Below are 25987 nucleotides of genomic sequence, written 5' to 3' on the forward strand. Positions count from 1 at the left end.
CGTCGAATCCGACGTTCGACACCGCCGGCCCGGCACCCCGTCAAGGGGCGCCGGGCCGGCTCTCCGTGCTGCGGCTACCGCACCGCGACGACCGCTCGGGCCCGCACCTCGCCGCCCTCGAGCGCACCCTCGACGATGAACCATCCGGCCTCGGCCAGCTTCTCGGCCGGCACGGCGTCCCAGCTGACTGCGACGGCACCGGTGGTGCCGTCACTGTAGACGGCACCGACCTCGGCCGGCAGCGTCGGCTGCTGACCGATCGTGGTCTCCGCCGCGACCAACGTCGCCGACACGATGCTGCGCTCCGCCGCGGCCGCGTACACGCCGAACTCGGCCAGGCCGGCCTCACCGTGCACCACCTGGTTGTCGAACACGTTGTCGGGATCGATCGTGAACTTCAGCCATGAGGTCGTGACCGGTGCGTCGAGCGTGATCATGTTGTCGGGCTGCCCCTCCCATCGGATCCCCGTGACGTGCTTGCTGCCGCCCTCCCACTCGAGCAGTCCCTCGACGATCTGATTGACGTCGTGACCGCGATCGACGAGATTGACGCGGTCGACCTGCACGGGGCCGCCGAAGTCGAGCCTCACCCACGGCGAGACATCCGTCTGCTTCGACGCCCATGAGGTCGCCGTGTCCCCATCGACCGCCTTCGCGCCGACGTAGCGGTCATCCCGGTCGTCGCCGTCGGGCACGCCGCTGCGGTCGCGCACCGACGAGACCGTGACGGTCGCCGCGCTCGCGAGGTTGTCGCCCGTCATGGTCAGCGCGACTGGACCCGACGTCAGCGTCTGGCCGTCGAACGTGACCGTGGCCCGCACCGTCGCGGAGACGGAACCCGCGACCGGCTCGGGCAGCACGATCGTGTTCGTGCCCTCGACCTGTGCCAACCGGGGGTCGCTGAACTCGAGCTTCGTGGTCAGCTCAGCCGGGTTCGCCGCAGCTCCCGTGTTGAGCTTCGCCTCGACGTCCGCCACCACCGGGTGCCCGACGCGCACGCTGCTGCCGCTCAGCGAGAGCTGCACGCTCTCCATGAACATCGGCAGCGACAGACGGCCATCCGCATCGACCATCACGTCGAAGAAGTCCGACGCCCGATAGCCGTCGACGTTCGCGTCGACCGTGATCGTCGCCCGCCCCTCACCGACCGCCGAGATGACCCCTCGGGAGTCGACCGCGACGACATCGGCATCGCCCGTGACGATCTTCACCGCGCTGGACCGCACCGAGACGGCATCGCCCTGGAAGGAGGTACCGGTGACCTCGACCTTGGCGGTGCGCTTGTTGCCCCTGAGCTTCGGCTCCGCCTCGATGCTCGCGAGTCCGGTCATCTCGTGCGTGGCATGGATCTGCGCTTCGAGCAGGTCGAGCGTGGCGCCGGCCGACCCCTCCGGGAACGAGATCCGCACGTGCTGCGCGACCCCCGTGACCGGGTAGGCGTTCACTGCACCCCAGTACACGGACCCATCGGGACCCGCCGCGGACTGCGCATCGGTCCAGGTGTCGCCGTCGACGCTCGTCTGGATGACGATCTTCCGCGGCGTGTTCGCGTAGCGCTGTCCGGACTTGTTGAACTGGAGACCGATGCTGGACAGCTCGGCCGGGGCGGCGAGGTCGAATCGGGCCCACGACGCTCCGTCGGCCGCCGTGCTCCAACCGGATCCGGTGAGGTGCTCCGCATCGATGACGATGCCGTCGGTGAGCTTCGACCCCGTCTCGGACCCGTCGCTCGTCGTGACCGACGCGGTCGCCGCGACCTCGCGGGTCGGCAGAAGGTCGAGGAACACCCGGTTGCTGGTGACGGTCTTCCCGTCGAGGGAGACCTCCGCCCACACGACGCCGCGCGTCGGTTCGGCGACCTGCGGGGTCGTGACCCTGCCCTTCGCGAAGCCGAAGGTGTCGACCTCCGTGATGGCGATCGGCTCGGTCTTGGTGCCGCCGTCGAGGTCGACGATGCCGGCATGCCAGGTGATGTCGGCGGCATCCAGGCGCACGGACTGGCCGTGACCCGAGCGGCCCTCGAGGGCGTAGTCCGGCTGCGCGTTCATCGGGAGTTCCGTGTACGCCTCCTTGCCCCCGATCCGCAGCACGGCCGACGACAGGTCGTCGCCGATGTACGCCACGCCGTCCTTCACCGACACGGTGACGCGGGTCTTCTTCGTGACCTCGCCCGACTTCACGGCGACCTCGACCTCCACCGAGCCGTCCGCGCGCGGGATGACGGTCCCGTTCCGGTTGACCTTCGCGACACCGGTGTCCGGTGCGGTGAAGACCACCTTGTCGAGCTCCGCCGCCAGCGCGGGATACGTCATGTACCCGCCCGCGATGAGCTTCAGGCGCCCCGATCGGAGCGGACTGGCGTCGATGGTCGCGTCGGTGAGCTCGTAGGTGCGCGCCGCGTCATCCGTCTCGATCTTGATGATCGTGTCGACCGGGTCGACCGCGACGGCAGACAGGTCGAGGGCGACCTCCTCCCCGTCCTGGGTGAACGAGGAGATCTCCGTTCCGGTGTTCAGGTGCGTGACCGCGGTGACCTCGTGCTCGATGCCACCGAGTGAGAGCCGCCCACCCTCGAGAGCGTCGAAGCCCTTCTTCCCGTCGGGTCCGGCGAGGATGTGCAGGTAGATGACGTTGTCGCGGCGGGTGGCATAGCCCCACTGCGGGCCGACGTCGGCCCCGGGGAAGGCGAACCGGTCGTAGTTGCCGAGTCCGTCGTCGTCGTAGCCATAGCCGGGAAGGAAGAACGGGGTCGTGCCGGTGGTCGATTCGTGCAGGTCGACGCCGGACGAGGCGAACCAGTCCGCGAGGCCCTCGCGCACATCGATGTACTCCTGCGCAGCACGCGGGTAACGAGTCGCGATGTCGGTCGGCGAATCCCAGTTCGGGCCGCGGCTGTTGGTCACGGTCTGGTCGTTGTTGTCGACGTAGCCGCGCCCCGCGTTCATGATCATCTCCTGCGTGACCAGCCGGAAGTCATCGCGCTGTCCGTAGTACGGCGAGCGCTCGTGATCGGTGAGGACGATCTTCCACGGCTCCATCGGCGTGCGCTTCACCAGGTGATCGGCGCTCGTGTTGGCGAAGATGTGGGATGCCTCGGCGGTGCGGAGGTCCGGGTCGCCGTACTCCTCACCCCAGGCGTTCGAATCGATGATCACCTCGGCGCCGTGGTTGCGCACCGCGCTGTACATGACGTCGTAGTTCGCGTTGGGCATCGTCTGCGGACCGTCGAAGTAGAGGTACGCCGGGTCGTAGCGGTCGAGCAGGTCCTCGACGTTCTGCACGAACACGTCGGTCGAGTAGTGCTGCAGGCCGCCGCCCTCGGTGGCGTAGTAGAGGCCGAAGTCCATGCCGTAGCGCTTGACGGCGTCGGCGAAGGGCTTCAGCCCGTCGACGACCTTGCCGTCGGCGTCCTTCGGCAGGTACTTGTTCCGGTCGTGCGCCGGGTCGGCGAACTTCGAGGGCCAGTAGTAGTTCTGCTGGAGCGCTTCGATCGACACCAGCGAGTGGCCCTGCTCCTTCGCGCGCTGCGCCCACTGATCCACCGAGTAGTTCGGGTCGACGAAGTACCTGTAGACCGGAGTGGCGTGCGTGAGCGCGCCGACCCGGCCCTCCTCGAACTTGCGGTTCGGGCGGTCCTCGACGGTGAGCGTGAAGTCCTTCGTCGTGGTGGCGCCGTCGGCATCCGTCACCTCGAGGGTGAACTCGTAGTCGCCGATGCGCGCATCGGGGCTGATAATGCCCTTCGTGCTCGCGAGGTCGGGTCTGCCGTCGACGAGCCCGTCGGCGATCGTGCCGTCGGCGTTCAACTCGAGCCCCTTCGGGAGTTCGCCGTCGACGAGTTCCCAGGTGTAGCCGGGCTCTCCGCCACTCGCGATGAACTGGAACGAAGAAGCCGACACCCCGTGCTGGCTCCCGGTGACCGATTTGTTCCACACGTACGGCCACTCGAGGTATCCGGTCGGGAGCGCGCCGTCGGGCAGTGCCTTCTCGTCGGCTCCGGCCGCCTCGAGAGGGCGGGTGTCGATCTTCAGCTTGTCCGACGGGCCGTTCACCGAGCTCACGATGCCGTCGATCCGGTTGCCGTTCGCGTCACCGACCCGGCCGTAGAAGCCGAGGTAGGCGACGTCCTGGTCCTTGGCGATCGGCACGCCGTTGCCGTTGACGTCCTCGGTGTAGGTGTGCTCGATCTGGAGCAGGACCTTGTTCCAGCCCTGCTTCAGGTCGACCTCCTGCTTGGTCAAGTCCTTCTGCACCTCGACGGGCGTGCTCGTCCCGGTCACGCAGTCGTCATTGACGAAGAGACGGTACGAGCCGCTCGCGCCGACGTTCACGAAGCCCTTCCGCGCCTCGGGGCTGTAGACGTACGTGTGCGCGTAGACGAACTTGTTCCTGGTGTCCTCGCCCTTCTTGACGGAGTAGTAGCCGTAGAGGTCCTGGTAGTCGTCGTAGTTGCGGTTGTACACGCGGTCGTCGAAGTACTCCCACTCGTTCGACTCCGCGTCGTCACCGAGCGTCCCGCCGACGGCGGGATCGATCGACGCCTCGCCTTCGGCCGGTTCGACGCGCTCGTAGACCTCGATCTCCGACAGACCGGTGACGGACGGGTACGGCGTCAGTCCGGCGTCGATGGCGACCGAGATCGACACCACGTCGGCGATCGTCTCGCCGTGCGAGTACACGGTCGGGGACGACGGCGAACCCGACGTGCTCGCGACCGTCGGCGACGTGATCGTCGATCCGTCTGCGAGCGTGAAGGTGAGTGCGTACGAGCCGTTCACATGGCGGGCGTCGCCCCACTGCGCCAGCCGCACCTCGTTGAGCGAAATGGGCGCGTCCCACGCGAGCGTCACCGTCGGAGCGGCGTCGTTCTCGGCCACCCATTGCTTGCGGAGGTCTCCGTCGATCAGCTGGGCCGGCGGGTTCGCGTCGAGCGACGACGAGGCGGTGGCCTTCGCGGTTCGAGCGAGGTTCACCGCCTCGGCGATCTCGCACCCGTAGATCTCATCTGCCACCGGGGTGTCGAACGGCCCGGAGACCAACCACGAGTTGATGAACGGCGCGTTCCCGCCGACCTGCTGGGCGTTCGCCGGACCGGCGGCTGCGCCGAGGGCCATCGCCGTGGTGATGAGCGCCGAGGCGCTGAGTATCGCGATCGGTTTCGTTCGCGTGTGTTTCATGAGTCCTCCTGCGGATGATCGGTTCTTCGGTGAATCGAGATCGGGAATGGCTCACGCGTCGGGTGCGCGGAAGGCGTGCCTCTCCGGGTGGTGCTGGATGGTGCTGGATGGGGGTCAGTGTTCAGCGACGGTGGCGGCCATGGGGACGCCGCCGTGCGAACCCGGCTGCCCGTCGTCGAAGTATCGGATCAGCTCCGGCGCGAGCGGCGGCACGGTGCGGGCACCCTGGTCGCTCCGCAACGATTCGGCGGCGAGCACGCCGACCGCGATGGCCTGCCGTGCCGCGATCGGCGACGTCTCCGTGGCTCCGCCCTCCCGGGCGAACCGCAGGAACTCGTCGAGCAGCACCGGGTCGGCGCCGCCGTGCGATCCGGATGCCTCGGGGATCTGGATCGCCTCGTCGGGCGCGGCGAAGCCGGGATGCCGCTTCGTCCAGACGTTGACGACGCCGTCCGGTCCGTCACCGATGTTCTCGATCCGCCCCTCGGTGCCGATCACGGTGTAGTTGCGCCAGTAGTCCGGCGTGTAGTGGCATTGCTGATAGCTCGCGAACACGCCGTTGTCGAGTCGCATCGTGACCATCGACAGGTCTTCGACGTCGACATTCGGGTTGACCCCGGTCTGCGCCGTCGGCGGCCAGTTGTCGACGCTGATCCAGTCGGTCATCATCTCGCCGGCGCGGGTGCCGTGCAGTGCCGGGTCGCCGTAGACGGTGACGCCGCCCATGGCGGAGACCCGCCGGGTGTACCCGCCGGCGAGCCAGTGGATCACGTCGATGTCGTGGGCGCCCTTCTGCAGCAGCAGCGAGTTCACCTGCGACTGCTCGGCGTGCCAGTCCTTGAAGTAGTAGTCGCCGCCGTTGCCGACGAAGTGCCGGCACCAGATCGCCTTCACCTGGCCGATGCGACCGGACTGGATGATCTCGCGCATCAGGCGGACGACCGGCATGTGCCGCATGTTGTGGCCGAGGTACAACCGGGCACCGGTCGACCGGGCGAGCTCCAGCATGCGATCGGCGTCTTCGACCGAGATCGCGATCGGCTTCTCGCAGAACACGGCGACTCCGGCGGCGAGGCATCGGCCGACGACCTCGGCGTGGGTGTGGTCGGGCGTCAGCACGAACACGGCTTCGACGCCGGCGGCGAGCAGCTCGTCGAGGTCGCCCGTGATCAGCGCCTCGGGGAACTGCTCGCCGGCGCGCACCTGCGCGGACTCGGACGGGTCGCAGATGGCCCGGATCTCGACGTCCGGCCGGGCGATGAGCTCCTCGGTGAGCAGCGCTCGTACCCCGAATCCGATGACGCCGACCGGCATCCGTGTGTTTTCCATATCTCTGTTTCTCAACCTTTCGACCCGGTGAAGGCGATGCCCTGGATGAACTGGCGCTGCAGCACCAGGAAGACGATGATCATCGGCAGCGAGCTCAGCAGCGCTCCGGCCATGAGGAGCGCGTCGTCCTTCAGCCGCAGGTCCGTGAGCAGGCTGAGCCCGACGCTCAACGGCATCGAGTTGACGTTGCCGGCGACGACCAGGGGCCAGAGGAAGTCGTTCCACGACCACAGCGCGGTCAGCACGGTGAGGGCGATGATCCCGGGCTTCGCGAGGGGCAGCATCACGTGCCAGAAGATCTGCCATTCGTTGGCGCCGTCGAGCCGCGCTGCCTCTTCCATGTCGAGCGGCAGCGATTGGAAGAACTGCCGCAGCAGGAAGGTGCCGAAGACGCTGAACAGACCCGGGATGGCGATGCCGGTGATGGTGCCGATGAGTCCGAGCGATTGGATGATCTCGTACTGCGGCAGGATGAACAGCTGGCCGGGAACCATGAGCACCGCGAGGAATGCGACGAACAGGAAGTTCTTGCCCGGGAACGAGAATCGGGCGAATCCGTACCCCGCCATGGTGCAGAGGATCACCTGGCCGGCCGTGCGGAGCACGGTGAGCAGCACCGAGTTGCCGAGCAGGTTCCAGAACGGAAGCGTGTCGAAGACCTTGTCGTAGGCCCGGAACGTGATCGGGTCGGGGAAGATCTGGGGCGGCACCGACGAGGCGCCGGAGACGGTCTTGAACGACGTCAGGATCTCCCAGATGAACGGGAACACCATGAAGAACGATCCTGCGATCAGCAGCACGTACACCCAGACGAGCGACCGCCCGGCGGAGCGGCTCCGCCCCGCGTCGACCTGGAGGATTGCGGTCGTCTCACTCATAGTGGACCCACTTCCGCTGGAGCCAGAACTGCACGGCGCTCAGCCCGAGGATGATCAGCAGCAGGATGCAGGCGATCGCCGCGGCTGCCCCGAGGTCGTGCTGGATGAAGCCCTTCTCGAAGAACAGGTAGACGAGCGTCTTCGATTGGGCGAAGGCCGGGTTCGAGATCCGGTCGATCATGAGATAGACGAGATCGAACACCTGCATGGACGCGATCACGCTGAGCACGCACAGCAGGAACGTCGTCGGCGAGAGCAGCGGGGCGATGACCGACCAGAATCGGCGGATCGGTCCGGCCCCGTCGAGCTCTGCGGCTTCGAGCAGTGATTCGGGAATGCCCTGGAGCCCGGCCGTCAGGATGATGATCTGCGTGCCGAGGGCCATCCAGATGCCGATCACGGCGAGGATGACGATGTTCACCCAGGGAGTGGAGAGCCACGCGAGGCCGGGGAGCCCGACCGCACCGAGGGTGAGGTTGACGACGCCGTAGTCGACGTTCAGCAGCAGCCTCCAGACGAGGGCGACGGCGACCGGCATCGTCACGACCGGGATGAAGAAGAGCACGCGGAACAGGCCGCGGAACCGCAGCCCTCGCGTGTTCAGGAGGACGGCGACGACCATGGCGATCGGGATGCCGAGCAGCGCGATCCCGGCGTACAGCAGGGTGTTGACGAGCGCCCGTCCGAGGTCGGGCTCCTGGAAGACGGTGATGAAGTTGTCGAGCCCTGCGAAGGTCTCGCCGCCGAATGGTCCGACCTTCTGGAACGAGAGGTAGATGCCGCGCGCGATGGGCCAGATGTAGAACACCAGCAGCCCGAGGCCGGCGGGGCCGATGAACAGCAGGGCCCACCACGCCCGGTTGCGGCCGTGCGACCGGCGCTTCGGTGCGGCGGGGCCGCCCGGGCGCTGCGCGATGGCAGCGCCCGGGGCGACCTCGTCGATGGCGGTGTCGATCATGCTCGCCCTACTCCTCGGCGAGCTTCGCGTCGATCTCCTCGGCCATGGCGGCGAGACCTGTCTCGGTGTCGGTCTGCCCAGAGAGGATCTCCTTCATGTACTTCTCCTCGATGGGCATCCAGGCCGCGGTGTTCTTGGAGATCGGCAGGGGCGTCGCGTTCGCCACCTCGTCGAGGAAGATCTGCGCGTCGATCGTCGGCAGCGCATCGACCCACTCCTGCTGGGTGCCGTTGAAGGCGGGGATGACCGTGCCGGTCTTCGCCTGGATCTCGGCGCCTTCCTCACCGCTGAGGAACACGGCGAGCTTCTTCGCCCACTCGACGTTCTTCGAGCTCGCGGATGCCGCGTTGGCGAGGCCGTGGATGACGGACGTGTCGCTGACGGGGCCGGCCGGGAGCGGGGCGACGCCGACGACGTCCTTGATCGCCTCGGCCGAGCTGTAGGTTCCGGCGGCCCATGAGCCGTCGAAGAACATGCCCATCTTCCCCGAGCTGAACGTGTCGCCGGGCCAGGTGTCCGCAAGCTGCTGCAGCGTCGGCGATGCACCCTTCTCGATCAGGTCGACCCAGAGCTGCACGCCCTCCGCCGCCTCGGGCGTGTCCATGCCGGACTTCGTCGCGTCGTCGGTGAGGACCTCTCCGCCGGCCTGGAAGACGGTGTTGTAGTAGGTCATCTGGCCGTAGGGCGCGGCCGCCGTGCCGTAGACGCCGGCCGCCGGGTCGGTGATCTTCTCGGCGGCGGTGACGAAGTCGTCCCACGTCCATCCGGCGGCGGGGTACTCGAGGCCGGCCTGGTCGAACAGCGCCTTGTTGTAGTAGACGCCGATCGTGTCGTAGTCCTTGGGTGCCCCGTAGAGCGTGTCGTCGTACGAGTACAGGTCGATGAGCGACTCCGGGTAGTCACCGGTGTCGATGCCCGCGTCGTCGAGCGGAGCGAGCTGGTCGTTCGAGGCGTACAGCTGGAAGTTCGGCCCGTTCACCCAGAACACGTCCGGTCCGGAACCCGCCGAGAGCTGCATCTGGATCTTCGTCCAGTAGTCGGCGGACGGGATGACGGTGATGTCGACCGTGACGTTCTCGTTCTGCTCCTCGAACGCGTCGGCCGCCTCGCGCAACGCGGGCTCCTGGTTCTGGTCCCAGATCGTGTAGTTCAGGGTGACCGGCCCGTCGCCGGCGGCCTGACCGCCGCCGGAGGAGCAGCCGGTGAGGACGAGGCTCGCCGCCGCAGCCGCTCCCAACACACCCATGCCGTACCGGAAGACTCGTGATCGCATGTCGATTCCTCTCCGCCGCAGCACTGCGGCGCCAGTCGATTCCGCTGGACAGCGGAAGTTGCTTAAACGATTACGCAGAAGCTAGCAAAGATGTGACGTTTGCGTCAAGGCTGGTTACGGCGTCGTCGATCCGCGCGCGAACAGCGTCGGTTCGAGGTCGAGGATCCGGTTCGTCGGCGTCGTCGCATCCAGCGCGCGCTCGAGCACGAACTCGATGATCCGCGCGCGCATGTCCACTGCACCGACCGAGCTGATGTCGGCGTGCTCGGACTGCCGCGAGTCGCCGATGCCGATGACGGTGACGTCTTCCGGCACGCGGAGCCCGAGCTCCCGCGCCGTGTGCACTGCCGCGAATGCGGCGAAGTCCGCCTCGGCGAAGACGGCGTCGGGGCGGTCCGCACGGTCGAGCAGCGCGCGGGCCGCCCGATACGGGTCGAGGAGGTCCTTCTCGTACTCCGCGATATCGCCCTCGGCGACACCGAGGCCCGCCTCGCGCAGCACCTCGATGTACTCCTGGCGGCGAGCGCTCCCCCGTGGCTGGTCGACGTCGGCCGCGACCGCCAGGCAACCGACGCGACGGCGACGCTCGAGCAGGTGCTCCACCGCCACCCGCGAGGCCCGCCGATCGTCGAACCGGATCACGTCGAATCCGTCGGGCTCGAGTACCGGGGAGTAGACCGCGACCTTGCGGGCCAGCGGCCCGAGCACCGCGCGCCACTGCGCGGTCTCCGCGACGCCGGCGGCCGCCACGAACGCCGCGTCGAACTCGCTCCGGGCGAGCGCCGCTGCGAAGTCGGAGTCCATGGCGATCAACGTCGTCAGCCCGTGCTCCGGTGCCCGCTCGGTGAACGATTCCGCGATGCTCAAGGTCCAGGGGTCGCCGAGCATGTGCAGGACGAGCTGGATGACGCCCGTTCGCCCGGTGCGCACCGAACGGGCCATGCGGTTGGGAAGGTACTGGAGTTCGGCCGCGGCATCCCGAACCCGCTCGGCGGTCTCGTCGGAGTACCGCGCCCCCTCCTGCTCCGTGCCGGAGAGCACGTAGGACGCGGTCGCCACCGAGACGCGGGCATGGGCCGCGACGTCGCGCAGCGTCACTCGCGCGCGCGACTCCCCCGATGCTCGGCTCATGATCCCAGAAGCCTAGTGGGAAGACGACCACCGGCCGGCCTGCGAGCAGACGACCGCCGCTCGGGCCCGGCCCCTCGGGATACGCTGGAACCACCGACCGGAGTCGTCCGTCGTCGGATGAGCCGCAGTGGGGAGCCCGTGACGATCCTGCCCGAGCCCGTGCGCCCATGGCGTCTCTGGCTGGTGTGGGGCGTCGGCGTCGCCGCCTACATGCTCTCGGTGACGAACCGCACCTCGCTCTCGGCGGTCGGCGTCGACGCCGCCGTGCGATTCGACGCGGATGCCTCGACGCTCTCGATGTTCGCGGTCATCCAGCTCTTCGTCTACGGCGCGATGCAGATCCCCGTCGGGGTGCTGCTCGACCGGTTCGGCGCGCGCCCGATCATCACGATCGGCATGTTCCTGATGGCGGCCGGCCAACTCGTGATGGCGTTCGCGCCCGACGTCGGCACCGCGATCCTCGCCCGGATCCTGCTCGGCGCCGGCGATGCGGCGATCTTCCCGAGCGTGCTGCGCGTCGTCGCGGTCTGGTTCCCCGTGCGGCAGGCGCCGTTCATGGTGCAGTTGACCGGCATCGTCGGCCAGGGCGGCCAGCTGCTCGCGATCCTTCCGCTGGCTGCGCTCATGCACGCCACGAGCTGGACCGTCGCGTTCGGCAGCCTCGCCGGGCTCGGCGTGCTCTTCACCGTCCTGACGTTCGCCGTGATCCGCAATCGCCCGCCCGGTCGCGACGCCGACGTGAGCGTCGACACCCGGACGGGCGCCATTCGAGCCGTGACGTCGTCGGCCGACCTCCGCCAGGGGTTCACGGAGTCGTGGGCGCACCCGGCGACGCGGCTCGCGTTCTGGTCGCACTTCACGACGCCGTTCTCGGGCACGGCGTTCATCCTCCTCTGGGGATTCCCGTTCCTCACGGTCGGCGAGGGCCTCACGCCCGCGATGGCCTCGCTCATCTTCAGCGTCTACGTCGTCGCCGGCATGGTCGTCGGCCCCGTCATCGGGGCGCTCTCGAGTCGTCACCCGATGCGGCGCTCGCGCATGCTCGTACTGCCGATCATCGGCATCCAGGTCGTCGCGTGGCTCGCCGTCATCCTGTGGCCGGGCCCCGCTCCGCTCTGGCTGCTCTTCGCGCTCGCCCTCGCGCTCAGCACCGGCGGCCCGGCATCGATGATCGGCTTCGACCACGCCCGCACCTACAACCCGAGCCACCGGCTCAGCACCGCGACGGGCATCGTGAACGTCGGCGGGTTCCTCGCCGCGCTGCTCGCGATCCTGCTCATCGGCGTCGCGATGGACGCGCAGGGCGCCGGCACGCCCGACACGTACAGCCTCGCGGCGTTCCGCCTGGCCTTCCTCACCCAACTGCCGCTCTGGGCGCTCGGTGCTGGGTTCATCGTCTTCGAGCGCAAGCGCACGCGCGTGCACATCGGGCTCGACGAACCGCGCCGCAGGCGCAACGAGAAGCCGAGCGCCGACCGCGACGACTGAGGCCCGAGCGTCGGTGTCGCTCGAGCCTCAGCCGTTCATCGGATCACCGGCAACCGGCGACCTCTTCGGTCGCGGTCAGTGCCCGCCGTGCCCGCCGCCCTTCTTCGCCGCAGCGACCTCGAACGCCCGCTCGATCTCCTGGGTGAAGGTCGAGCCCGCGGCATCCGTCGCCGTCACTCGAAGGTCGACCCATGCACCCGCGTCGGGCACCCGGAGCTTCGCGGCGTAGGCCGTGACGACGTCGCGACCCTCGGAGAACATCGGCGGGCCGTCCTCCGACGGCTCGTCGACCGTGCCGTCGGCCGAGGTGACGTCGAGCGCGACGGGCTTCCATTCGCCGCCGTCGATCCGCACCTCGAGCGTCGCGTCGGCGATGGCCGCGATGCCGGATGCCTCGGCGACGTGCCCGAGCTCGAGCTCGAGCTTCACCGGGGCACCGCGCTTGCGCCCGGCTCCGGCGACGCCCGATTCGTCGAGGTCGACCTCGTAGTACGCCTGCATCATCGGCAGCAGCTGGCGAGCGCGGTCGTCGGCCGATCCGGTCGAGGTGAACGTCCACTCCGTCCTGGTCGACGTCGACGACTCGAGGTACGTGCCGTCGTGCGTCGCAGTGTCGACGACGCGCCACTCGGACTCGCCGTCGGGGATGCCCCAGACGGTCGCACCCTGGTACGCCGACGAGTCGGCGAGCTCGCCGTCGAGGTACACCTCGATGAGCTGCGACCGGTCCTCAGCGCCGGAGTACGTGTCGAACGCACCGGTGCGGTCGGGGGTCGCGCCGTCGGCCCACGACGGCAGGTTGACCTGCGCGTAGTCGCCGCTGCGGTTCGGCGCCCAGTAGCCCGGGCCGACGTTGGGCCGCACGATCGCGCCGAAGTAGCTTGACTCGAGCTGCTCGCCCGGCGCGTAGCCGCGCTTGACGTCCCGGATCTGCCACCCGGCGTCGACGACGGTCGCGTCCTGGTACCACTCGACCTGGTCGGTGTTCACCCATTCGGTGCGCTCGAGGCCGCGCGTGGTGCGCATCGGATAGCCCGTGCCGTACTCGACGCCCGGCACGAAGTCCCACCGGAACTCGCCGACGAGGGCGGGCGCTCCGTAGTACGTCGTGTCGATGCGGGCGAGCTTGCGTGGCCGGTAGTCGAGGTTCTCGGGGATGACGCCGTCGCTGTAGCGCGCGATGTCCCAGATCTCGTCGGCGTCGACGATGCCCTCACCGGCGACGGTGACCTTCTTCTTCGCGATCGCCTCCAGCACATGTCGACCCTGCACGCCGCTGATCGCGGCGACCGGGATGGGAGTGTCGGCGAGGTAGTCGGCGGAGCCGACCCACTCGCTGAGCTCGCCGTCGGCGTCGTTCACGACGAGGAGCAGTGCCGCCCCGGCGGCGACGGCGTTGGCCGAACGCTCGGGAGCCGAGACGACGTCGGAGCGGGTCACGACCGCGACCTTGCCCGTCACGTCGACCGCCGCGAACTCCTCGGCGCTGCCGAGTCCGACGTCGACGGCACGTGCGCGGATCTCACCGTCGAGCAGCGTGGATCCCGCCTGTGCGATGAGGTCGAGCTGTTCCTTGCCGGCCTTCAGCGACAGGGTCGGCTCCTGCAGTCGCCACCTCGTCGTGAAGTCGAAGCTCTCGGCCTCTGGCGCGTCCATCGGCTGCGCGTAGAGCTCATCGACCCAGACGGGGGCCATGGCGCTGCCGGTGAAGCCGTCGACCTGGTAGTCCATGCGGCGCACCGTCGCCTCGAGTCCCTTCTCGCCGACGTCGACGGTGACGGGCTCGGTGGCACGGGCGTCGAACGCGACCGTCGTCGCACCCTCGAGCACGACGTCGGGGTCGCCGACGAGCGCGATCGCCTGGGTGTCGGCGTTTCGGGCGACGTCCATGAACGACATCACCGAGTAGAGGCCCGCGGGCAGCCGCAGCGTGGTCTCGCCGTCGACCCCGAAGGAGGTGTACCAACCGGTCTCGGCGTTCCAGATCCATCCGTAGGTCGCGAGCGGTTCGCCGTCGAAGTCGGTCGCCGTGACGGTGAGGTCGTAGCGCTCGGCCTCGGCGATGATGCCGAGCGCGGTGCGCGTGACGGTGTCGTCGTCGATCGCCGCGGTGAGCGTGCCCGAGAGCTGCGCTCCGGCGGGCACCTTCGCCGGGTCGGCGGTGAGGGTGACCGAGCGGGTCTCGCCGGCCGGGATCGTGAGCGAAGCTGCATCCATCGTCAGCACGTCGGATGCCTCGGCGGCCGCGCGTCCGGGTTCGAGACCGCCGCCGCCCGCGCCGGGCGTCGTGTCGGTGAGCGTCGCGGTCAGCTCGATCGTCGCCTCGGCGTCACCGCGGTTCGCGTACTCGATCGTGCGGGTGACGGGGGCGTCGTCTTCGCCCCACGAGAGCATGCCGAAGTCGCCGGAACCCGAAGCCACGATGTCGGCCTCGATCGCCTCGGCCACATCGACGACGCCGGCGCCGACCTGGTAGGGCGTGAGCCCGACATCCGTCGCCGTGCTCGTGAGCGCCGCTCGCAGCTGCGCCGCCGTGTACTCGGGGTGCTGCTGCTTCACGATCGCCGCGGCGCCCGCGACGTGCGGGGTCGCCATCGAGGTGCCGCTCATGCCGATGTACGAGCCCTCGCCCGGGCTGTCGGCCGATCGGGCGGCGGTCACGTCGTTGCCGGGGCCCGCGAGGTCGGGCTTCATCGCGCCCGAGCGCACGAGCGGGCCCTGGCTCGAGAACCACGACAGCTCTCCGCTCGGGTCGTCGACCGATCCGATGGTGAGCGCGCTCGCGGCCGAACCCGGTGAGCCGACCGTCTCGGGTGCCGAGGAGTTGCCGGCGGCGACGATGAAGAGCGCGTCGGTCTCGGCCGAGATCTCGTTCAGCGCGACCGACATGAGGTCGGTGCCGTCGTCGCCGTACCGCGTGCCGAGGCTCATCGAGATGATGTCGGCGCGCTCGGCGGCCCACTCCATCGCGGAGATGATCCACGAGTCCTGGCCCTCGCCCGCGTTGCTCAGCACCTTGCCGACGAGCAGGTCGGCGCCGTCGGCGACGCCGCGGTGGGTGCCGCCGCTCGCGGCGCCGGTTCCGGCGATCGTCGAGGCGACGTGGGTGCCGTGGCCGTTGGGGTCGTCCGAGACGGGTTCGTCGGGAACGAAGCTCGTCGACTCGGCGAGCACGCGGCCCGCGAGGTCGGGGTGGGTGTCGTCGTAGCCGGTGTCGAGCACCGCGACCGTCACGCCGTCGCCGGTGAACCCGGCCGCCCACGCCTCGGGTGCGCCGATGTACGGAACGCTCTCGTCGAGCGTCGCCTGCACCTTGCCGTCGAGGTGGATCGCCGCGACGCCGCCGCCGAGGCTCACCGCGTCGGGCTCATCGGCGCCGAAGCTCCGGGCATCGGATGCCGCGGCATCCGTCAACGCGGCCCAGGTCGATTCGGCGCTCGCGTGATCGGCCGATGCGGCTGCACCGCCGATGCTCGCGAGCGGCGTGCCGAGCGCGACGCCCGGCACGGGTGCCGCGAAGCTGCGCGCTGCCGCGTCGCCCTCGAGTTCGAGGATGACGGGCGTCGCATCGACGGACGCGTCGTCGTAGCCGTACTCGATGAGCCGGCTGACGTTGAAGAGGTCGCCGTCGACGACGCCCGCAGCGACGTACGGCATCGCTCCGCGAGGCAGCACGTGCAGTTCGCCCGCGACGTCGAGGGTCTGGAACCCCTCGCCGGGGTCGACGGGGTCGATCTCGACCGCGTGCGTGCCGCCGGCGAGATCGGTCACGGTGACCCGGTCGCCGGTGATGAGGGTGACGGTGTGCGATCCGCCCGCCGGGGCGGGTGCCGACGTCGAGGCCGGGGGCGGGGTGCCGCCCCCGGCCGGGTCGGCGATGGCCGGAAGTGCGGCCGCGCCGACGCCGGCGACACCGATCGCGAGCCCGCTGATGGCGGCTGCGATCGATCGGCGTCGATGTGCGGATGGTCTGATGCTTCGTGGCATAGGGATACCTCTCACGCGTTCGGACTGACTTGCCAAGCAACCTCTCACGGGCCGGTGGCTAGTGTGGTGGCGGAGAGATGCCATGGCTTCGATCCGCCACGACGGCGGATCGGCGTGACGAGGAACGGAAGGCGTTCGTGCTCGAAGCGATCGGACTGGACGACGAGCACACCGCGCTGTACCGGCTCATCCTGCAGTCGCCGTCGGCGAGCGTCGACGAGCTCGCGGCATCCGTCGCGAAGTCGCCCGCCGAGGTGGGCGCGATCGTCGCCGAGCTCGAGCGACTCGGCCTGCTCGCGAGGCAGGCGTCCGCCCCCGATCGGGTCGTCGCCTCGCCGCCGTCGCTCGCGCTGCAGCCGATGCTCCTCGATCGCGAGCGGCGCCTCACCCAGGCGCACGAGGCGCTCGTCGAACTGAGCGAGATCTACCGGCGCGGGGCGGCCCAGCGGGAGACGCCCGACGTCGTCGACGTCGTGATCGGTGCGGATGCCGTGCGCCAGCGTTTCGCCCAGCTGCAGGCGTCGGCCAGGCAACAGGTGCGGGTGTTCATGCTGAGCGACGTGGCATTCCTCGACGCCGAGCAGAACACCGCGGAGGACGACGCCCTCGAGCGCGGCGTGACTTATCGCGTGATCGTCGAGAAGGCGGTGCTCGAGTGGCCCGGGTTCATCGATGCCGCGCGCGAGTCCGCACCTTACGGCGAAGAGATCCGCGTGCTGCCGACGTTGCCCACGCGGCTCATCATCGCCGACGACGACATGGCGCTGCTGCCGATGCGCTCACGCGGCGAGGATCGTTCATCGGGGGCGCTGCTCGTGCATCCGAGCGGCCTGCTCGACCTCGTCATCGCGATCTTCGAGGAGTACTGGGCGACCTCGACCGGGTTCATCTCGACCGGCGAACTGCCGGGAACGCACGACGCGGTCGACCGCGACCTGCTGAAGCTCCTGCTGCTCGGTCTCACCGACGCAGCGGCCGGGGCGCAGCTCGGCATCTCGGTGCGCACCGTGCAGCGGCGCGTCGCCGAGCTCATGGAAACAGCGGGCGTCACCACCCGGATACAGCTCGGCGCCGAGGCCGCGCGACGGTCGTGGGTCTGACCCACGCGTGCTGCGACCCCGGCGCTCGCGGCTACTCGCCCTTCGGGTAGCTGTAGAACCCCTCGCCCGTGGCGACGCCGAGCTTGCCCTGGTCGATGTAGCGCTCCTTGATGAGCGCGGCGAACGCCTGCTGCTTCGCGCCGCCCATCATCGAGATGTTGTAGGCCGTCGTGAGGCCGACGATGTCGTAGATCTGGAACGGCCCCATCGGGGCGCCGGTGCCGATACGCCAGGTCTTGTCGATCGCGTCGGGCTCGGCGATGCCGTCGACGAGCAGCTCGCCGGCCGCCTGGAGGAAGGGCACGAGCAGGGAGTTCAGCAGGTAGCCGGCCTTCTCCTTCTTGATCTCGATCGGGACCATGCCGATCTCGCCGGCGAACTCGACCACGGCCTGGAAGATCTCGGGGCTCGTGGCCTCGGTGCCCATGACCTCTGCGGTGTTGTGCGCCCAGACCCGGTTCGCGAAGTGCAGCGCGAGGAATCGGTCGGCACGGCCGGTGAACGACGCGAGGTCGCTCGGCAGCAGCGTCGAGGAGTTGGTGGCGAAGATCGTGTGCTCTGGAGCGAGCGCCGCGAGCTGCTCATAGGTGGAGCGCTTGATCTCGAGGTTCTCGGGGATCGCCTCGATCACGAGGTCGGCATTCGCCACGGCCTCGCCGAGATCGGATGAGCGGGTGATGCGGCCGAGGGCTTCTTGCGCCGTGCCGTCGGCGGCACCCTCGACTCCCTCCGCCACGTACGTGTCGGCGAGTCCGGCGAAGCGCTGCTTCGCGGCCTCGAGCGCGGCACCGTCGATGTCGTACGCGACGACGTCGAAGCCGCGATAGGCGGTCTGGTACGCGATCTGCGAGCCGAGCACTCCGGTGCCGAGCACGGTGATGTTGCGCAGTGCGGTCATTGCTGTTCCTTCTTTCCTTCCGTCCCTTGTGGGGCGCTGTCGTGAGACGCGGGAGGCGCCTCGAACGGATGCCGCGGGCGGGTCTCCCCCGCGGCGCCGGTGTTGAATCGCTGCAGGTCGTGAGCGAAGCGGGCGACCTCGGCGTCGGTCCAGCCGTCGAGGTTCTCGTCGACCACGCACTGCAGGATGCCGATGGCCTCGTCGTAGGCCGCCCAGCCCGAATCGGTGAGCTCGAGCGGGCGGCCGCGGCCCGAGGCATCCGACTTCTCGCTGACGACGCCGAGCTTCATGAGGCCCGAGAGCTGACGCGAGACGGTGGAGCGGTTCAGGCGGAACGCCTGCGCGATGTCGATGGAACGGCAACCGGGGTGGTCGACGATGTAGCCGAGGATCGACTGGTCGGTCATGCTCAGGCTGATGTTCGCGATGCGCGCGTCGGCGACGCCACGGCGGCTGATGACGATGAGCGCACGCAGGATGTCGGCCGTCGCGCTGCCGCGCTCCGTCGGCGTTCCGCTGTTCGATCCGCTGGCCATGGCTCCTCCTGTTGCTTATTGCAACAATAGGCTTGTCTGTTGCATTCCGCAACACAAATCTGGCTGAACCCGTCGCGCCCGGTAGCGTCGGAGAACGCCGAACGAAGGAAGACGATGACCGACGCCGCACCGCTCGTGCTCGACCCCGCCGACGATCTGCACGCGCGCGCCCTCGCCCGCCTGGCCGTCGAGCGCATCGCGTGGTTCACGAGCACGAGCCGCAGCGGCTTTCCGCACGCCGTGCCCGTCTGGTACCTCTGGCACGACGGCGCCGTCATCGTGCTGAGCGAACCGGGCGCCGTGAAGGTGCGCAACGCGAAGCGCGATCCGAAGGTGCTCGTGCACCTCGAATCGGGCGCCGACGAGGAGCAGCTGACGGTGCTGCAGGGCACCGTCGAGGTGTTCGACGGCGCTTCGCCCGAGTGGATGCCCCGAATCGGCGACGACTACTTCGCGAAGTACGCCGACGACCTGCCGCCGCTCGAGCTCACCCCCGCCTCGATGGCCGCGCGCTACAGCACCGTGCTCCGCGTCACCCCGGTCAAGCTCATCGCCTGGTGAGCCTGCCGGGGCACGCGTTGCGGGTTACCGCTCGGACCAGACGCCGAGTTCGTTGCCGCTCGGATCGGTGAAGTGGAAGCGACGACCGCCGGGGAACTCGTACGGACCGTTGATCACCGTGCCGCCGGCGGCGGTGACCGCGGCCAGCGTGGCATCGAGGTCGTCGCTGTAGAGCAGCACGAGCGGTCCGCCCTTCGGGATCTCGGCGGCCAGGGTGAGCCCGCCGGCCTCTTCGCCCTCGGCCTCGGCCGACGTGCGGATGCCGACGTACTCGTCGCCGTACGGCGTGAACTGCCAGCCGAACGCCTCGCCGTAGAACGCCTGCGCGGCGGCCAGGTCGGTGGCGGAGATCTCGACGTAGTCGATGGTCAGCGGGATGCGATGTTCATGGATTGCCATGCCCGAAGGCTCCCACCGGCCACCGACAGGACCGACCCGGCGGGGTTCGCTAGCATGCTCGAATGCACGTGACCCGCCTCCGGATCCATCCCGTCAAGTCGTTCGCCGGGTTCGACGTCGACTCAGCCGAGGTGCTGCCGTGGGGTCTCGCGGGCGATCGTCGTTGGGGCGTCGTCGACGCATCCGGCGCCCAGGTGACGGCTCGCGAGAAGAACGGCATGCTCGCGCTGACGGCCGAGCTGCTCGCCGACGGCGGGCTCCTGCTCGGCGAGCGCGGAGGCGCCGGCGACCCGCTCCGGGTCGACCTCCCGACGGATGCCGCGCCGATCCCCGTCGGCCACTCGCGTCAGGGCAGCGCGCTGCCCGCCGGCGACGAGGCCGCCGCCTGGCTGAGCGCGCGGCTCGGCATGGATGCACGACTCGTCTGGCAGCCCGATCCGCGCGAACGCACGGTGAACCCGAAGAACGGCGGCCTCGCCGGGGATCGACTGACCCTGGCCGACTCCGCCCCCGTTCTGCTCGCGAGCGAGGCGTCGCTCGCCCAGCTCAACGCCTGGACTGATGAGGAGACGCCGTACCTCGACATGCTGCGCTTCCGGCCGAACATCGTGATCGACGGCGACGAGCCGTTCGCCGAAGACGGCTGGCCGTTCGTCGACCTCGGCGAGGTGCGCTTCCGCATCACGAAGGTCTGCGACCGCTGCGTGATGACGACGATCGACCCCGAGACCATCACTCGCGGCAAGGAGCCGATCCGCACGCTCGCGAAGCACCGCCGATGGGGCGGCCAGACGTGGTTCGGCGTGCTCATGGTGCCGCAGTCGGCGGGATCGATCGCGGTCGGCGACGCGGTGCGACCCGTCACCGACGCCTAGGACCGCACCCGGCCGATGGCTTCGGGTCAGGTCCGCTTGCGGCCGGCGATCTCGTCGGAGAGCTGCTGCACATGGGCGGGGTCCGCGTCGCGCGCAAGGGCGACGTAGTGGTCCATGACGGCAGGCCGGTAGCGCACGGGCAACGCCTGTCCGGGGGCGAGCCGGGTGAGCTCGGTGATCGTGAGGTCTTCGTCTGCGATACCGCGGAACGAGATGCCGTCGGCGGTCTCGACGTCGAACATCAGGACCACGCGTGGGTTGCTGTTGAGTTCCCGCCAGTCGACGAGAACGCCGAGCGCGAGCGCGCCCGTACGCAGTTCCGCATTGCGCTTCCGCGCATCACCGCTCAGGAGCGGGTTCGGGGCGACGCCCGGGAAGTCGGGCCCGACGCCGAGCGATTCGCGACTCAGGTCGGGCCTGAGCTGCGCCATCAGATCATCGAGCTTCTTCTTCGAACGGAACATCCTGGCCCCTCCGTCGCACCGGTGCCGGAATCTCGGCCTGGGGCTTCGCCCTCACCGCGATTGTACGTCGCGGCCATTCCCTTCCGGCCCGGCGTCCCGTTGGTGTCGGGGGCGGTATCCGCTAGAAGAGCCGCCCTTGCGCGACGACCGGTGCGCCCTCGAGCTCCAGCAGGTGGCGTTTGCGCTCGAGTCCGCCGGCGTAGCCCGTGAGGGACCCGTCGGCGCCGACCACTCGGTGGCACGGCACGATGATGCTGAGCGGGTTGCGCCCGACGGCGTTGCCGACACGACGCGCGAGGTTGCGGTCGCCGAGCCGCGCGGCGAGTTCGCCGTAGCTCGTCGTCGTGCCGATCGGGATGTCGCGGAGCATCGCCCAGACGGCCTGCTGGAACTCGTCGCCGACCGGCGCCATCGGCAGGTCGAACGCCGCTCGATCGCCGGCGAGGTACTCGGCGAGCTCGGCACCGAGTCGCGTCATGAGGGCGTCGCCGCGGGCCTCCACCTCGACACCGATCGAACCGGATGCCGGTGGGTGCCAGTGTCCCGGAAAGTAGATGCCGACCAGCGCCTCGCCGTCGGCGACGACGAGCAGCTCGCCGAGCGCTGTCGGCAGCATGGCATGGCGTCGGGTCATGACTCCATCATCTCCCTCGCCGGGCCGCCGTCGCCCTGCTCCGGTAGCGGAAATCAGTCATGATGCTCCGCGAATCGAGTCGTGATGTTCCGTGAATCGATATGCCAGTTCCCCCTCATCGATGAGGAGGAACTGGCACACAGAATCTGGGACGACGAGTCGAGTGCGGCCACGGACGAGTGCAACGTGCGATCACGGGGTGACCGGACGAAAGCGACCGCCCGATCACCGCCGCCCGAGCAACGCGGCGCGATTCGCCTCGTACTTCGGCTTGCCGACCACGCGCCAGATGAGCCGCACCGGCGCCGGCAGGTGCGTGCGCTGCCACTCGGCGCCGCCATCGGGCTGCGCCGCGAGGATCGCGCCGAGCTGCACGAAGGTCTTGCCCTTCGGAGTCGCCTTGCGGCCGTGATCCGCGAGCGCGTCGACCTCCTGGGGCGTGAGCGTCACCTCCATGACGGGCACGATGTTGGTCTCCTCGTCGGGCAGGTGCGCGGCGAGGGCTGCGGTGATGCCGTCGAGGGCGGCGAGCACGCCCGCGGCATCCGTCGACCGGCCGCTCGCCCGCCAGGCCGGGAGCGCGGCGTCGAGCGAGTTCAGGTGCACGAGCATCAGCGCGTGCTGCTCCTTCATGCGCGCGACGTGCACGGCGCACGAGGGCGCGCGCTGCTCGAGCGCACCCCACAGCATCGTGTCCTCGCCCTCGTGATGGGCGTGCAGCCCGACCGAGAGCATCGAGAGGTGGTCGCCGACGACGTCGGCATGCGAGACATCCGCTTCGCTGACGCCCTCGACGAGCGCGCGACCCTCGCCGAACCCGGCACGGAAGAAGCGGTGGATCTCGGCCATGCCGCTCGCATCGCAGGTCTTCGGTCCGCTCGCGGGGCCGAGCGGATCGCCGTTCGAGGGAAGCGCGGTGGCGGGCATGTCGACTCCGATCGTCGGTGAGTGGCGACGTCGCATGCGACCCTACGACGAGCGGGATGCCGCGGCAAGACCCCGCCCGAGGGGTGTTCGGCATGCTCTCGCGTCATGCGCCGCGGCGCCGATCTACGATTGCTGGATGCCTGAACTCCCCCGCGTCACCGGTGCTCACCTCGTCGGATCGATCAACCAGCCCACCGCCGAGGCGACCTTCCGCGTCGTCGCAGCGGAGCTCGGCGGCGAGCTCGCGCGCATCCCCGACGGCGAGGTCGGCGAGCGGTTCCACTGGATCCTGTTCCAGGGCGCCGCGTTCGACGCCGTCGACGGGCTCGCCCGCGTGCCGATCGACCCGATCATCGTCGCGGGCTTCGACCTGCGCCCGCTCGTGCTCGACGGCTCGGTCGAGGCATCCGACCTCGAGTTCGGCTCGCTCGGCTACGCGGATGCCGCGGCGTCGAGCTATGCGGACTTCTCACGACTGCGCGACGCGGGCGTCATCGCCGCGGGCACGCGCTTCCAGGTGTGCCTGCCGTCGCCGCTCGCACCCATCACGACGTATGTCGCGCCGGCCGATCGCGCCGCCGTGTACCCGGCGTACGCCGCGGCCCTCGCGGCCGAGGTCGACCGCATCGCCGCGGCGATTCCGGCCGACGACCTCGCCGTGCAGATCGACCTGGCGACCGAGTTCGCCTACCTCGAAGGCGTGAGCCTCGGCGGCGGCCCGCTCGAGGCCTTCTTCGCCGAGGGCGTCGCGGAGGCCCCGGGGCTCGTCGATGCGATCGCGGGGCTGGCCGCCGAACTCGCCGCTCACGTGCCTGCGGGAGCGCAGCTCGGGTTCCACCTCTGTTACGGCGACGTCGCCGAGAAGCACTTCGTCGAGCCGACCGACGCGGGCCAACTCGTCGCCGTCGCGAACGCCCTCGGGGCCCAGCTCGACCGGCCCATCGACTGGGTGCACCTGCCCGTGCCGATCGAGCGCGCGGATGCCGCGTACTTCGCGCCGCTGGCGGGGTGGGCGCTGCCCGCCGGGACGACGCCGTTCCTCGGCCTCGTGCACCACGAAGACGGCGTCGACGGTGCACTCGCCCGCATCGCTCCCGCCCGCGAGGCGTTCGCGGCCGCGGGCGTCGGCTCGTTCGGCATCGGCACCGAGTGCGGCTTCGGCCGCGGTCCGGCCGACCGCACGGCGAGCCTGCTCGCCCTGCACCGCGAGGTCATCGCGGCCGCCGGCTGACCGACGCAGAACTCCGGCCCGCGCCCATGAGGCGGGGCCGGACCAGGAGCGACCGAGACGGTCGCCCGATCAGTGCGCGGCCGGGAGGCCGTGGATGCGCTGCCGCGAGCGGCCCTGACGCCACTCGGCGAACCGGCCTGCGAGGCCGTGACCGCCGTCGGCGCGCTCGCCCTCCAGCGCTCGGCGGTCGGCGGCGTTCCGACGCCGCTCGTTGAGGCGACCCGCGTCGAGCTCGTCGTGCATCTGCAGCGTCTGTGCAACGTAGCCGTATGCGAGGTTCATGATTCCGATCCCTTCGAGACCTGCTGGGCCGGGTTCCGGCCACTGAGACCAGATTCCTCGCTGAGGTAGGGGGTGCGTATCGGGCGAGTGCCTCATCTTCGGCGGGAATCAGCACCTCAGACGGGCGCCGGCCACCTCAGATGAACCGCCCTACCTTAGACGCGCCCGGTTGACGTCGCGGCGCCGGTCTCATCGGCCACGAGTACGATCGCGACATGCGCATCCGCTTCACCGCCGAGATCTACGAATGGACCGCGCGACGCAACTGGTTCTTCGTCGACGTGCCGCCCGAGCCGAGCGCCGACATCTCCGACCAGCCGCGGATGCCGCGCGGCTTCGACTCCGTGCGCGTGGTCGCGACGGTCGGCGGCACGACCTGGAGCACCTCGATCTTCCCGGGCGGCGACACCTACGCGCTGCCGCTCAAGAAGGCCGTGCTGAAAGCCGAGGGCATCGGCGAGGGCGACGAGATCGAGGTCGACCTCGACGTGCTCGACGGCTGACCCGACGCCGAGCACCGGCACGACCGCGCGGCCGCACCGTCCTTCGCCTACGCCGCGACGGTGATCGTCGCCCCGACGGTTGCGTCGTCGTCGAGCACATCGAGCACCGCGGCGGCGAGGTCGGCCCGGCGGATCGAGATGCCGAACGGCACTCCCCCGCCGTTCGCGCGACGGTAGCGGCCGCGCGCCTCGCCGTCCTTGAGCTGCGGCGGTCGCACGATCGTCCAGTCGAGCGCACTCGATCGCACGACGGGCTCGGTCGCGACGAAGTCGGAGAAGGGCTCGCGCAGCATGCGCTGCACGATCGGCTTCGCGACGAACCTCAGGAACGGGTCGTCGCCGTCGCTGAACGGCCCGCTCGCGCTGACGACGATGAGACGTCGCACGTCGGCGGCGCGCATGGCGGTCACGAGTGCCGGCATGCTCTCGCGCATCACGGTGTGGTCGGTGCTGGCCGAGGTCGGCCCGATCGCGAACACCGCAGCGTCGACGCCCTCGAGCGCGGCGGAGAGCGCGTCGGCGTCGCGCCCCTCGGCGATGCGCTCGGTGGCGCCGCTCGGCGCGGATGCCGGTCGCCGCACGACCGCGACCACCTCGTGGCCCCGCGCTCGCGCCTCGTCGACGATGAGGCCGCCGGTGCGGCCCGAAGCTCCCAGTACTGCGATTCTCATGACTCATCCCTCGGTCGAAGTCGGGTGAGTAAGCATTTACTCACCCGCTTCGATGATACGGTGAGCAAACACTCACCTGTCAAGTGGAAGGCCAGGATGCCGCAGCTCCCCACCACCCGCGACCGCATCCTCGACGCCGCCGCGATCGTGCTCGTCGATCGTGGTGTGGTCGGCGCGACGACCCGCGAGCTCGCCCGCGCCGCCGGGTGCTCCGAAGCGCTCATCTACAAGCACTTCGCCGACAAGCAGGAGCTCTTCCTCGCCGTGCTCACCGAGCGGATGCCGCGCATCGAACTGCCCGAAGCAACCGACCGTGCGCTGCCCGAGACGCTCGCGGGCATCGTGACCGCGCTGCTCTCGTTCTTCACGCGCACCTTTCCGATGTCGGCGTCGATCTTCGGCGCGCCCGAACTGCTCGCCGAGCATCGCGAGGGAGTGCGTGCGCGCGGCTACGGCCCCGAGAGGGTCGTGCCACTCGTTGCACGCCTGCTCCGCGAGGAGCAGGCGACCGGACGCATCCGCGCGGATGCCGATCTCGAGTCGGCCGCTCGGCTGATCGTGGGTGTCGCGTTCCACCGCGCATTCCTCGCCGCGTACGAAGGCGAGCGCGAAGTGACGGATGCCGCGGCCTTCGCCGAGCGCAGCGTCGAGATGCTCGTGCCGGGGCTCGCGCCCTGATCGGCAG

Annotated in this window: 22 protein-coding genes; 7 read left to right on the forward strand and 15 right to left on the reverse strand. The window is 69.6% G+C overall.

Annotated features, from left to right (window positions below; translation table 11 throughout):
• Positions 1-74: 74 nt before the first annotated feature.
• From ACFCVM_RS07590 to ACFCVM_RS07615, 6 genes are all read right to left on the reverse strand, one after another.
• Positions 75-5177 carry a discoidin domain-containing protein gene (locus ACFCVM_RS07590; protein WP_375835511.1) on the reverse strand — a complete coding sequence of 1701 codons (5103 nt, stop codon included), beginning with the start codon at positions 5175-5177 and terminating at the stop codon, positions 75-77.
• Positions 5178-5291: 114 nt separating this feature from the next.
• Complete coding sequence (locus tag ACFCVM_RS07595) at positions 5292-6506, reverse strand: Gfo/Idh/MocA family protein (RefSeq protein ID WP_375835512.1); 1215 nt, start codon at positions 6504-6506, stop codon at positions 5292-5294.
• A gap of 11 nt (positions 6507-6517) precedes the next feature.
• Positions 6518-7384 carry a carbohydrate ABC transporter permease gene (locus tag ACFCVM_RS07600; protein ID WP_375835513.1) on the reverse strand — a complete coding sequence of 289 codons (867 nt, stop codon included), beginning with the start codon at positions 7382-7384 and terminating at the stop codon, positions 6518-6520.
• Entirely contained in the window at positions 7377-8342 is a 966-nt protein-coding gene (locus tag ACFCVM_RS07605; protein ID WP_375835514.1) for a carbohydrate ABC transporter permease, read from the reverse strand. Before ACFCVM_RS07605 ends, ACFCVM_RS07600 begins: the two co-directional genes overlap by 8 nt.
• Positions 8343-8349: 7 nt before the next feature.
• Positions 8350-9615, reverse strand: coding sequence for an ABC transporter substrate-binding protein (locus ACFCVM_RS07610; protein WP_375835515.1), 1266 nt, complete (start codon positions 9613-9615; stop codon positions 8350-8352).
• A gap of 114 nt (positions 9616-9729) precedes the next feature.
• Positions 9730-10746 carry a LacI family DNA-binding transcriptional regulator gene (locus ACFCVM_RS07615; RefSeq protein WP_375835516.1) on the reverse strand — a complete coding sequence of 339 codons (1017 nt, stop codon included), beginning with the start codon at positions 10744-10746 and terminating at the stop codon, positions 9730-9732.
• Between the two features lie 210 nt (positions 10747-10956).
• Here ACFCVM_RS07615 and ACFCVM_RS07620 point away from each other — a divergent pair, with 210 nt between their 5' ends.
• Positions 10957-12234 (forward strand): nitrate/nitrite transporter, encoded by a 1278-nt coding sequence (locus ACFCVM_RS07620; RefSeq protein ID WP_375836679.1) that lies wholly within the window; start codon positions 10957-10959, stop codon positions 12232-12234.
• Positions 12235-12309: 75 nt separating this feature from the next.
• On the opposite strand, the gene ACFCVM_RS07625 is transcribed toward ACFCVM_RS07620, so the two are convergent.
• Complete coding sequence (locus ACFCVM_RS07625) at positions 12310-16221, reverse strand: S8 family serine peptidase (RefSeq protein WP_375835517.1); 3912 nt, start codon at positions 16219-16221, stop codon at positions 12310-12312.
• A gap of 137 nt (positions 16222-16358) precedes the next feature.
• Between ACFCVM_RS07625 and ACFCVM_RS07630 the strand changes: the two genes are divergently transcribed.
• A complete protein-coding gene (locus ACFCVM_RS07630; RefSeq protein WP_375835518.1) occupies positions 16359-17321 on the forward strand; it encodes a transcriptional regulator TrmB in 963 nt (320 codons plus the stop codon).
• 31 nt (positions 17322-17352) lie between these two features.
• Here ACFCVM_RS07630 and ACFCVM_RS07635 read toward each other — a convergent pair whose 3' ends face one another.
• The gene (locus tag ACFCVM_RS07635) at positions 17353-18219 is read right to left on the reverse strand and encodes a 3-hydroxyacyl-CoA dehydrogenase (RefSeq protein WP_375835519.1); all 867 of its coding nucleotides are present in this window, start codon (positions 18217-18219) and stop codon (positions 17353-17355) included.
• Positions 18216-18755 (reverse strand): MarR family winged helix-turn-helix transcriptional regulator, encoded by a 540-nt coding sequence (locus ACFCVM_RS07640; RefSeq protein ID WP_375835520.1) that lies wholly within the window; start codon positions 18753-18755, stop codon positions 18216-18218. The genes ACFCVM_RS07635 and ACFCVM_RS07640 overlap by 4 nt, the downstream gene beginning before the upstream one ends.
• A 114-nt stretch (positions 18756-18869) precedes the next feature.
• Here ACFCVM_RS07640 and ACFCVM_RS07645 point away from each other — a divergent pair, with 114 nt between their 5' ends.
• A complete protein-coding gene (locus ACFCVM_RS07645) occupies positions 18870-19316 on the forward strand; it encodes a pyridoxamine 5'-phosphate oxidase family protein (RefSeq protein WP_375835521.1) in 447 nt (148 codons plus the stop codon).
• Between the two features lie 24 nt (positions 19317-19340).
• Here the strand turns inward: ACFCVM_RS07645 and ACFCVM_RS07650 are convergent, their stop codons facing one another.
• Entirely contained in the window at positions 19341-19715 is a 375-nt protein-coding gene (locus ACFCVM_RS07650; protein ID WP_375835522.1) for a VOC family protein, read from the reverse strand.
• 62 nt (positions 19716-19777) lie between these two features.
• Here ACFCVM_RS07650 and ACFCVM_RS07655 point away from each other — a divergent pair, with 62 nt between their 5' ends.
• On the forward strand, positions 19778-20590 hold the full coding sequence (locus tag ACFCVM_RS07655) for an MOSC domain-containing protein (RefSeq protein ID WP_375835523.1): 813 nt from the start codon (positions 19778-19780) through the stop codon (positions 20588-20590).
• 26 nt (positions 20591-20616) lie between these two features.
• Here ACFCVM_RS07655 and ACFCVM_RS07660 read toward each other — a convergent pair whose 3' ends face one another.
• The 3 genes from ACFCVM_RS07660 to ACFCVM_RS07670 form a co-directional block, all read right to left on the reverse strand.
• On the reverse strand, positions 20617-21054 hold the full coding sequence (locus ACFCVM_RS07660; protein WP_375835524.1) for a hypothetical protein: 438 nt from the start codon (positions 21052-21054) through the stop codon (positions 20617-20619).
• A 121-nt stretch (positions 21055-21175) separates the two neighbouring features.
• Positions 21176-21688, reverse strand: coding sequence for a methylated-DNA--[protein]-cysteine S-methyltransferase (locus ACFCVM_RS07665; protein WP_375835525.1), 513 nt, complete (start codon positions 21686-21688; stop codon positions 21176-21178).
• 225 nt (positions 21689-21913) lie between these two features.
• A complete protein-coding gene (locus ACFCVM_RS07670) occupies positions 21914-22615 on the reverse strand; it encodes a hemerythrin domain-containing protein (RefSeq protein WP_375835526.1) in 702 nt (233 codons plus the stop codon).
• A 136-nt stretch (positions 22616-22751) separates the two neighbouring features.
• Between ACFCVM_RS07670 and ACFCVM_RS07675 the strand changes: the two genes are divergently transcribed.
• Complete coding sequence (locus tag ACFCVM_RS07675) at positions 22752-23846, forward strand: hypothetical protein (protein WP_375835527.1); 1095 nt, start codon at positions 22752-22754, stop codon at positions 23844-23846.
• A 69-nt stretch (positions 23847-23915) separates the two neighbouring features.
• On the opposite strand, the gene ACFCVM_RS07680 is transcribed toward ACFCVM_RS07675, so the two are convergent.
• Positions 23916-24128 (reverse strand): hypothetical protein, encoded by a 213-nt coding sequence (locus tag ACFCVM_RS07680; protein ID WP_375835528.1) that lies wholly within the window; start codon positions 24126-24128, stop codon positions 23916-23918.
• A 215-nt stretch (positions 24129-24343) separates the two neighbouring features.
• Here ACFCVM_RS07680 and ACFCVM_RS07685 point away from each other — a divergent pair, with 215 nt between their 5' ends.
• Positions 24344-24631: a DUF1905 domain-containing protein gene (locus ACFCVM_RS07685; protein ID WP_375835529.1), complete on the forward strand. Its 288-nt coding sequence runs from the start codon at positions 24344-24346 to the stop codon at positions 24629-24631.
• A gap of 47 nt (positions 24632-24678) precedes the next feature.
• On the opposite strand, the gene ACFCVM_RS07690 is transcribed toward ACFCVM_RS07685, so the two are convergent.
• Positions 24679-25302, reverse strand: a complete 624-nt coding sequence (locus ACFCVM_RS07690) for an NAD(P)-dependent oxidoreductase (protein ID WP_375835530.1) — start codon at positions 25300-25302, stop codon at positions 24679-24681.
• Positions 25303-25398: 96 nt separating this feature from the next.
• Here ACFCVM_RS07690 and ACFCVM_RS07695 point away from each other — a divergent pair, with 96 nt between their 5' ends.
• Entirely contained in the window at positions 25399-25980 is a 582-nt protein-coding gene (locus ACFCVM_RS07695) for a TetR/AcrR family transcriptional regulator (RefSeq protein WP_375835531.1), read from the forward strand.
• The last annotated feature ends 7 nt before the right edge of the window (positions 25981-25987 follow it).

The sequence above is a fragment of the Agromyces sp. NPDC056389 genome (genome assembly GCF_042262385.1).
Taxonomy (GTDB): Bacteria; Actinomycetota; Actinomycetes; order Actinomycetales; family Microbacteriaceae; genus Agromyces.

Bases quoted from the DNA above. Each gene is read 5' to 3' on its own strand.
- ACFCVM_RS07595 (WP_375835512.1), bottom strand. From the start codon at position 6,506: ATGGAAAACACACGGATGCCGGTCGGCGTCATCGGATTCGGGGTACGA.
- ACFCVM_RS07650 (WP_375835522.1), bottom strand. From the start codon at position 19,715: ATGGCAATCCATGAACATCGCATCCCGCTGACCATCGACTACGTCGAG.
- ACFCVM_RS07665 (WP_375835525.1), bottom strand. From the start codon at position 21,688: ATGACCCGACGCCATGCCATGCTGCCGACAGCGCTCGGCGAGCTGCTC.
- ACFCVM_RS07605 (WP_375835514.1), bottom strand. From the start codon at position 8,342: ATGATCGACACCGCCATCGACGAGGTCGCCCCGGGCGCTGCCATCGCG.
- ACFCVM_RS07610 (WP_375835515.1), bottom strand. From the start codon at position 9,615: ATGCGATCACGAGTCTTCCGGTACGGCATGGGTGTGTTGGGAGCGGCT.
- ACFCVM_RS07655 (WP_375835523.1), top strand. From the start codon at position 19,778: ATGCACGTGACCCGCCTCCGGATCCATCCCGTCAAGTCGTTCGCCGGG.
- ACFCVM_RS07615 (WP_375835516.1), bottom strand. From the start codon at position 10,746: ATGAGCCGAGCATCGGGGGAGTCGCGCGCGCGAGTGACGCTGCGCGAC.
- ACFCVM_RS07635 (WP_375835519.1), bottom strand. From the start codon at position 18,219: ATGACCGCACTGCGCAACATCACCGTGCTCGGCACCGGAGTGCTCGGC.
- ACFCVM_RS07620 (WP_375836679.1), top strand. From the start codon at position 10,957: ATGCTCTCGGTGACGAACCGCACCTCGCTCTCGGCGGTCGGCGTCGAC.
- ACFCVM_RS07680 (WP_375835528.1), bottom strand. From the start codon at position 24,128: ATGAACCTCGCATACGGCTACGTTGCACAGACGCTGCAGATGCACGAC.
- ACFCVM_RS07645 (WP_375835521.1), top strand. From the start codon at position 18,870: ATGACCGACGCCGCACCGCTCGTGCTCGACCCCGCCGACGATCTGCAC.
- ACFCVM_RS07695 (WP_375835531.1), top strand. From the start codon at position 25,399: ATGCCGCAGCTCCCCACCACCCGCGACCGCATCCTCGACGCCGCCGCG.
- ACFCVM_RS07600 (WP_375835513.1), bottom strand. From the start codon at position 7,384: ATGAGTGAGACGACCGCAATCCTCCAGGTCGACGCGGGGCGGAGCCGC.
- ACFCVM_RS07685 (WP_375835529.1), top strand. From the start codon at position 24,344: ATGCGCATCCGCTTCACCGCCGAGATCTACGAATGGACCGCGCGACGC.
- ACFCVM_RS07660 (WP_375835524.1), bottom strand. From the start codon at position 21,054: ATGTTCCGTTCGAAGAAGAAGCTCGATGATCTGATGGCGCAGCTCAGG.
- ACFCVM_RS07640 (WP_375835520.1), bottom strand. From the start codon at position 18,755: ATGGCCAGCGGATCGAACAGCGGAACGCCGACGGAGCGCGGCAGCGCG.
- ACFCVM_RS07590 (WP_375835511.1), bottom strand. From the start codon at position 5,177: ATGAAACACACGCGAACGAAACCGATCGCGATACTCAGCGCCTCGGCG.
- ACFCVM_RS07670 (WP_375835526.1), bottom strand. From the start codon at position 22,615: ATGCCCGCCACCGCGCTTCCCTCGAACGGCGATCCGCTCGGCCCCGCG.
- ACFCVM_RS07690 (WP_375835530.1), bottom strand. From the start codon at position 25,302: ATGAGAATCGCAGTACTGGGAGCTTCGGGCCGCACCGGCGGCCTCATC.
- ACFCVM_RS07675 (WP_375835527.1), top strand. From the start codon at position 22,752: ATGCCTGAACTCCCCCGCGTCACCGGTGCTCACCTCGTCGGATCGATC.
- ACFCVM_RS07625 (WP_375835517.1), bottom strand. From the start codon at position 16,221: ATGCCACGAAGCATCAGACCATCCGCACATCGACGCCGATCGATCGCA.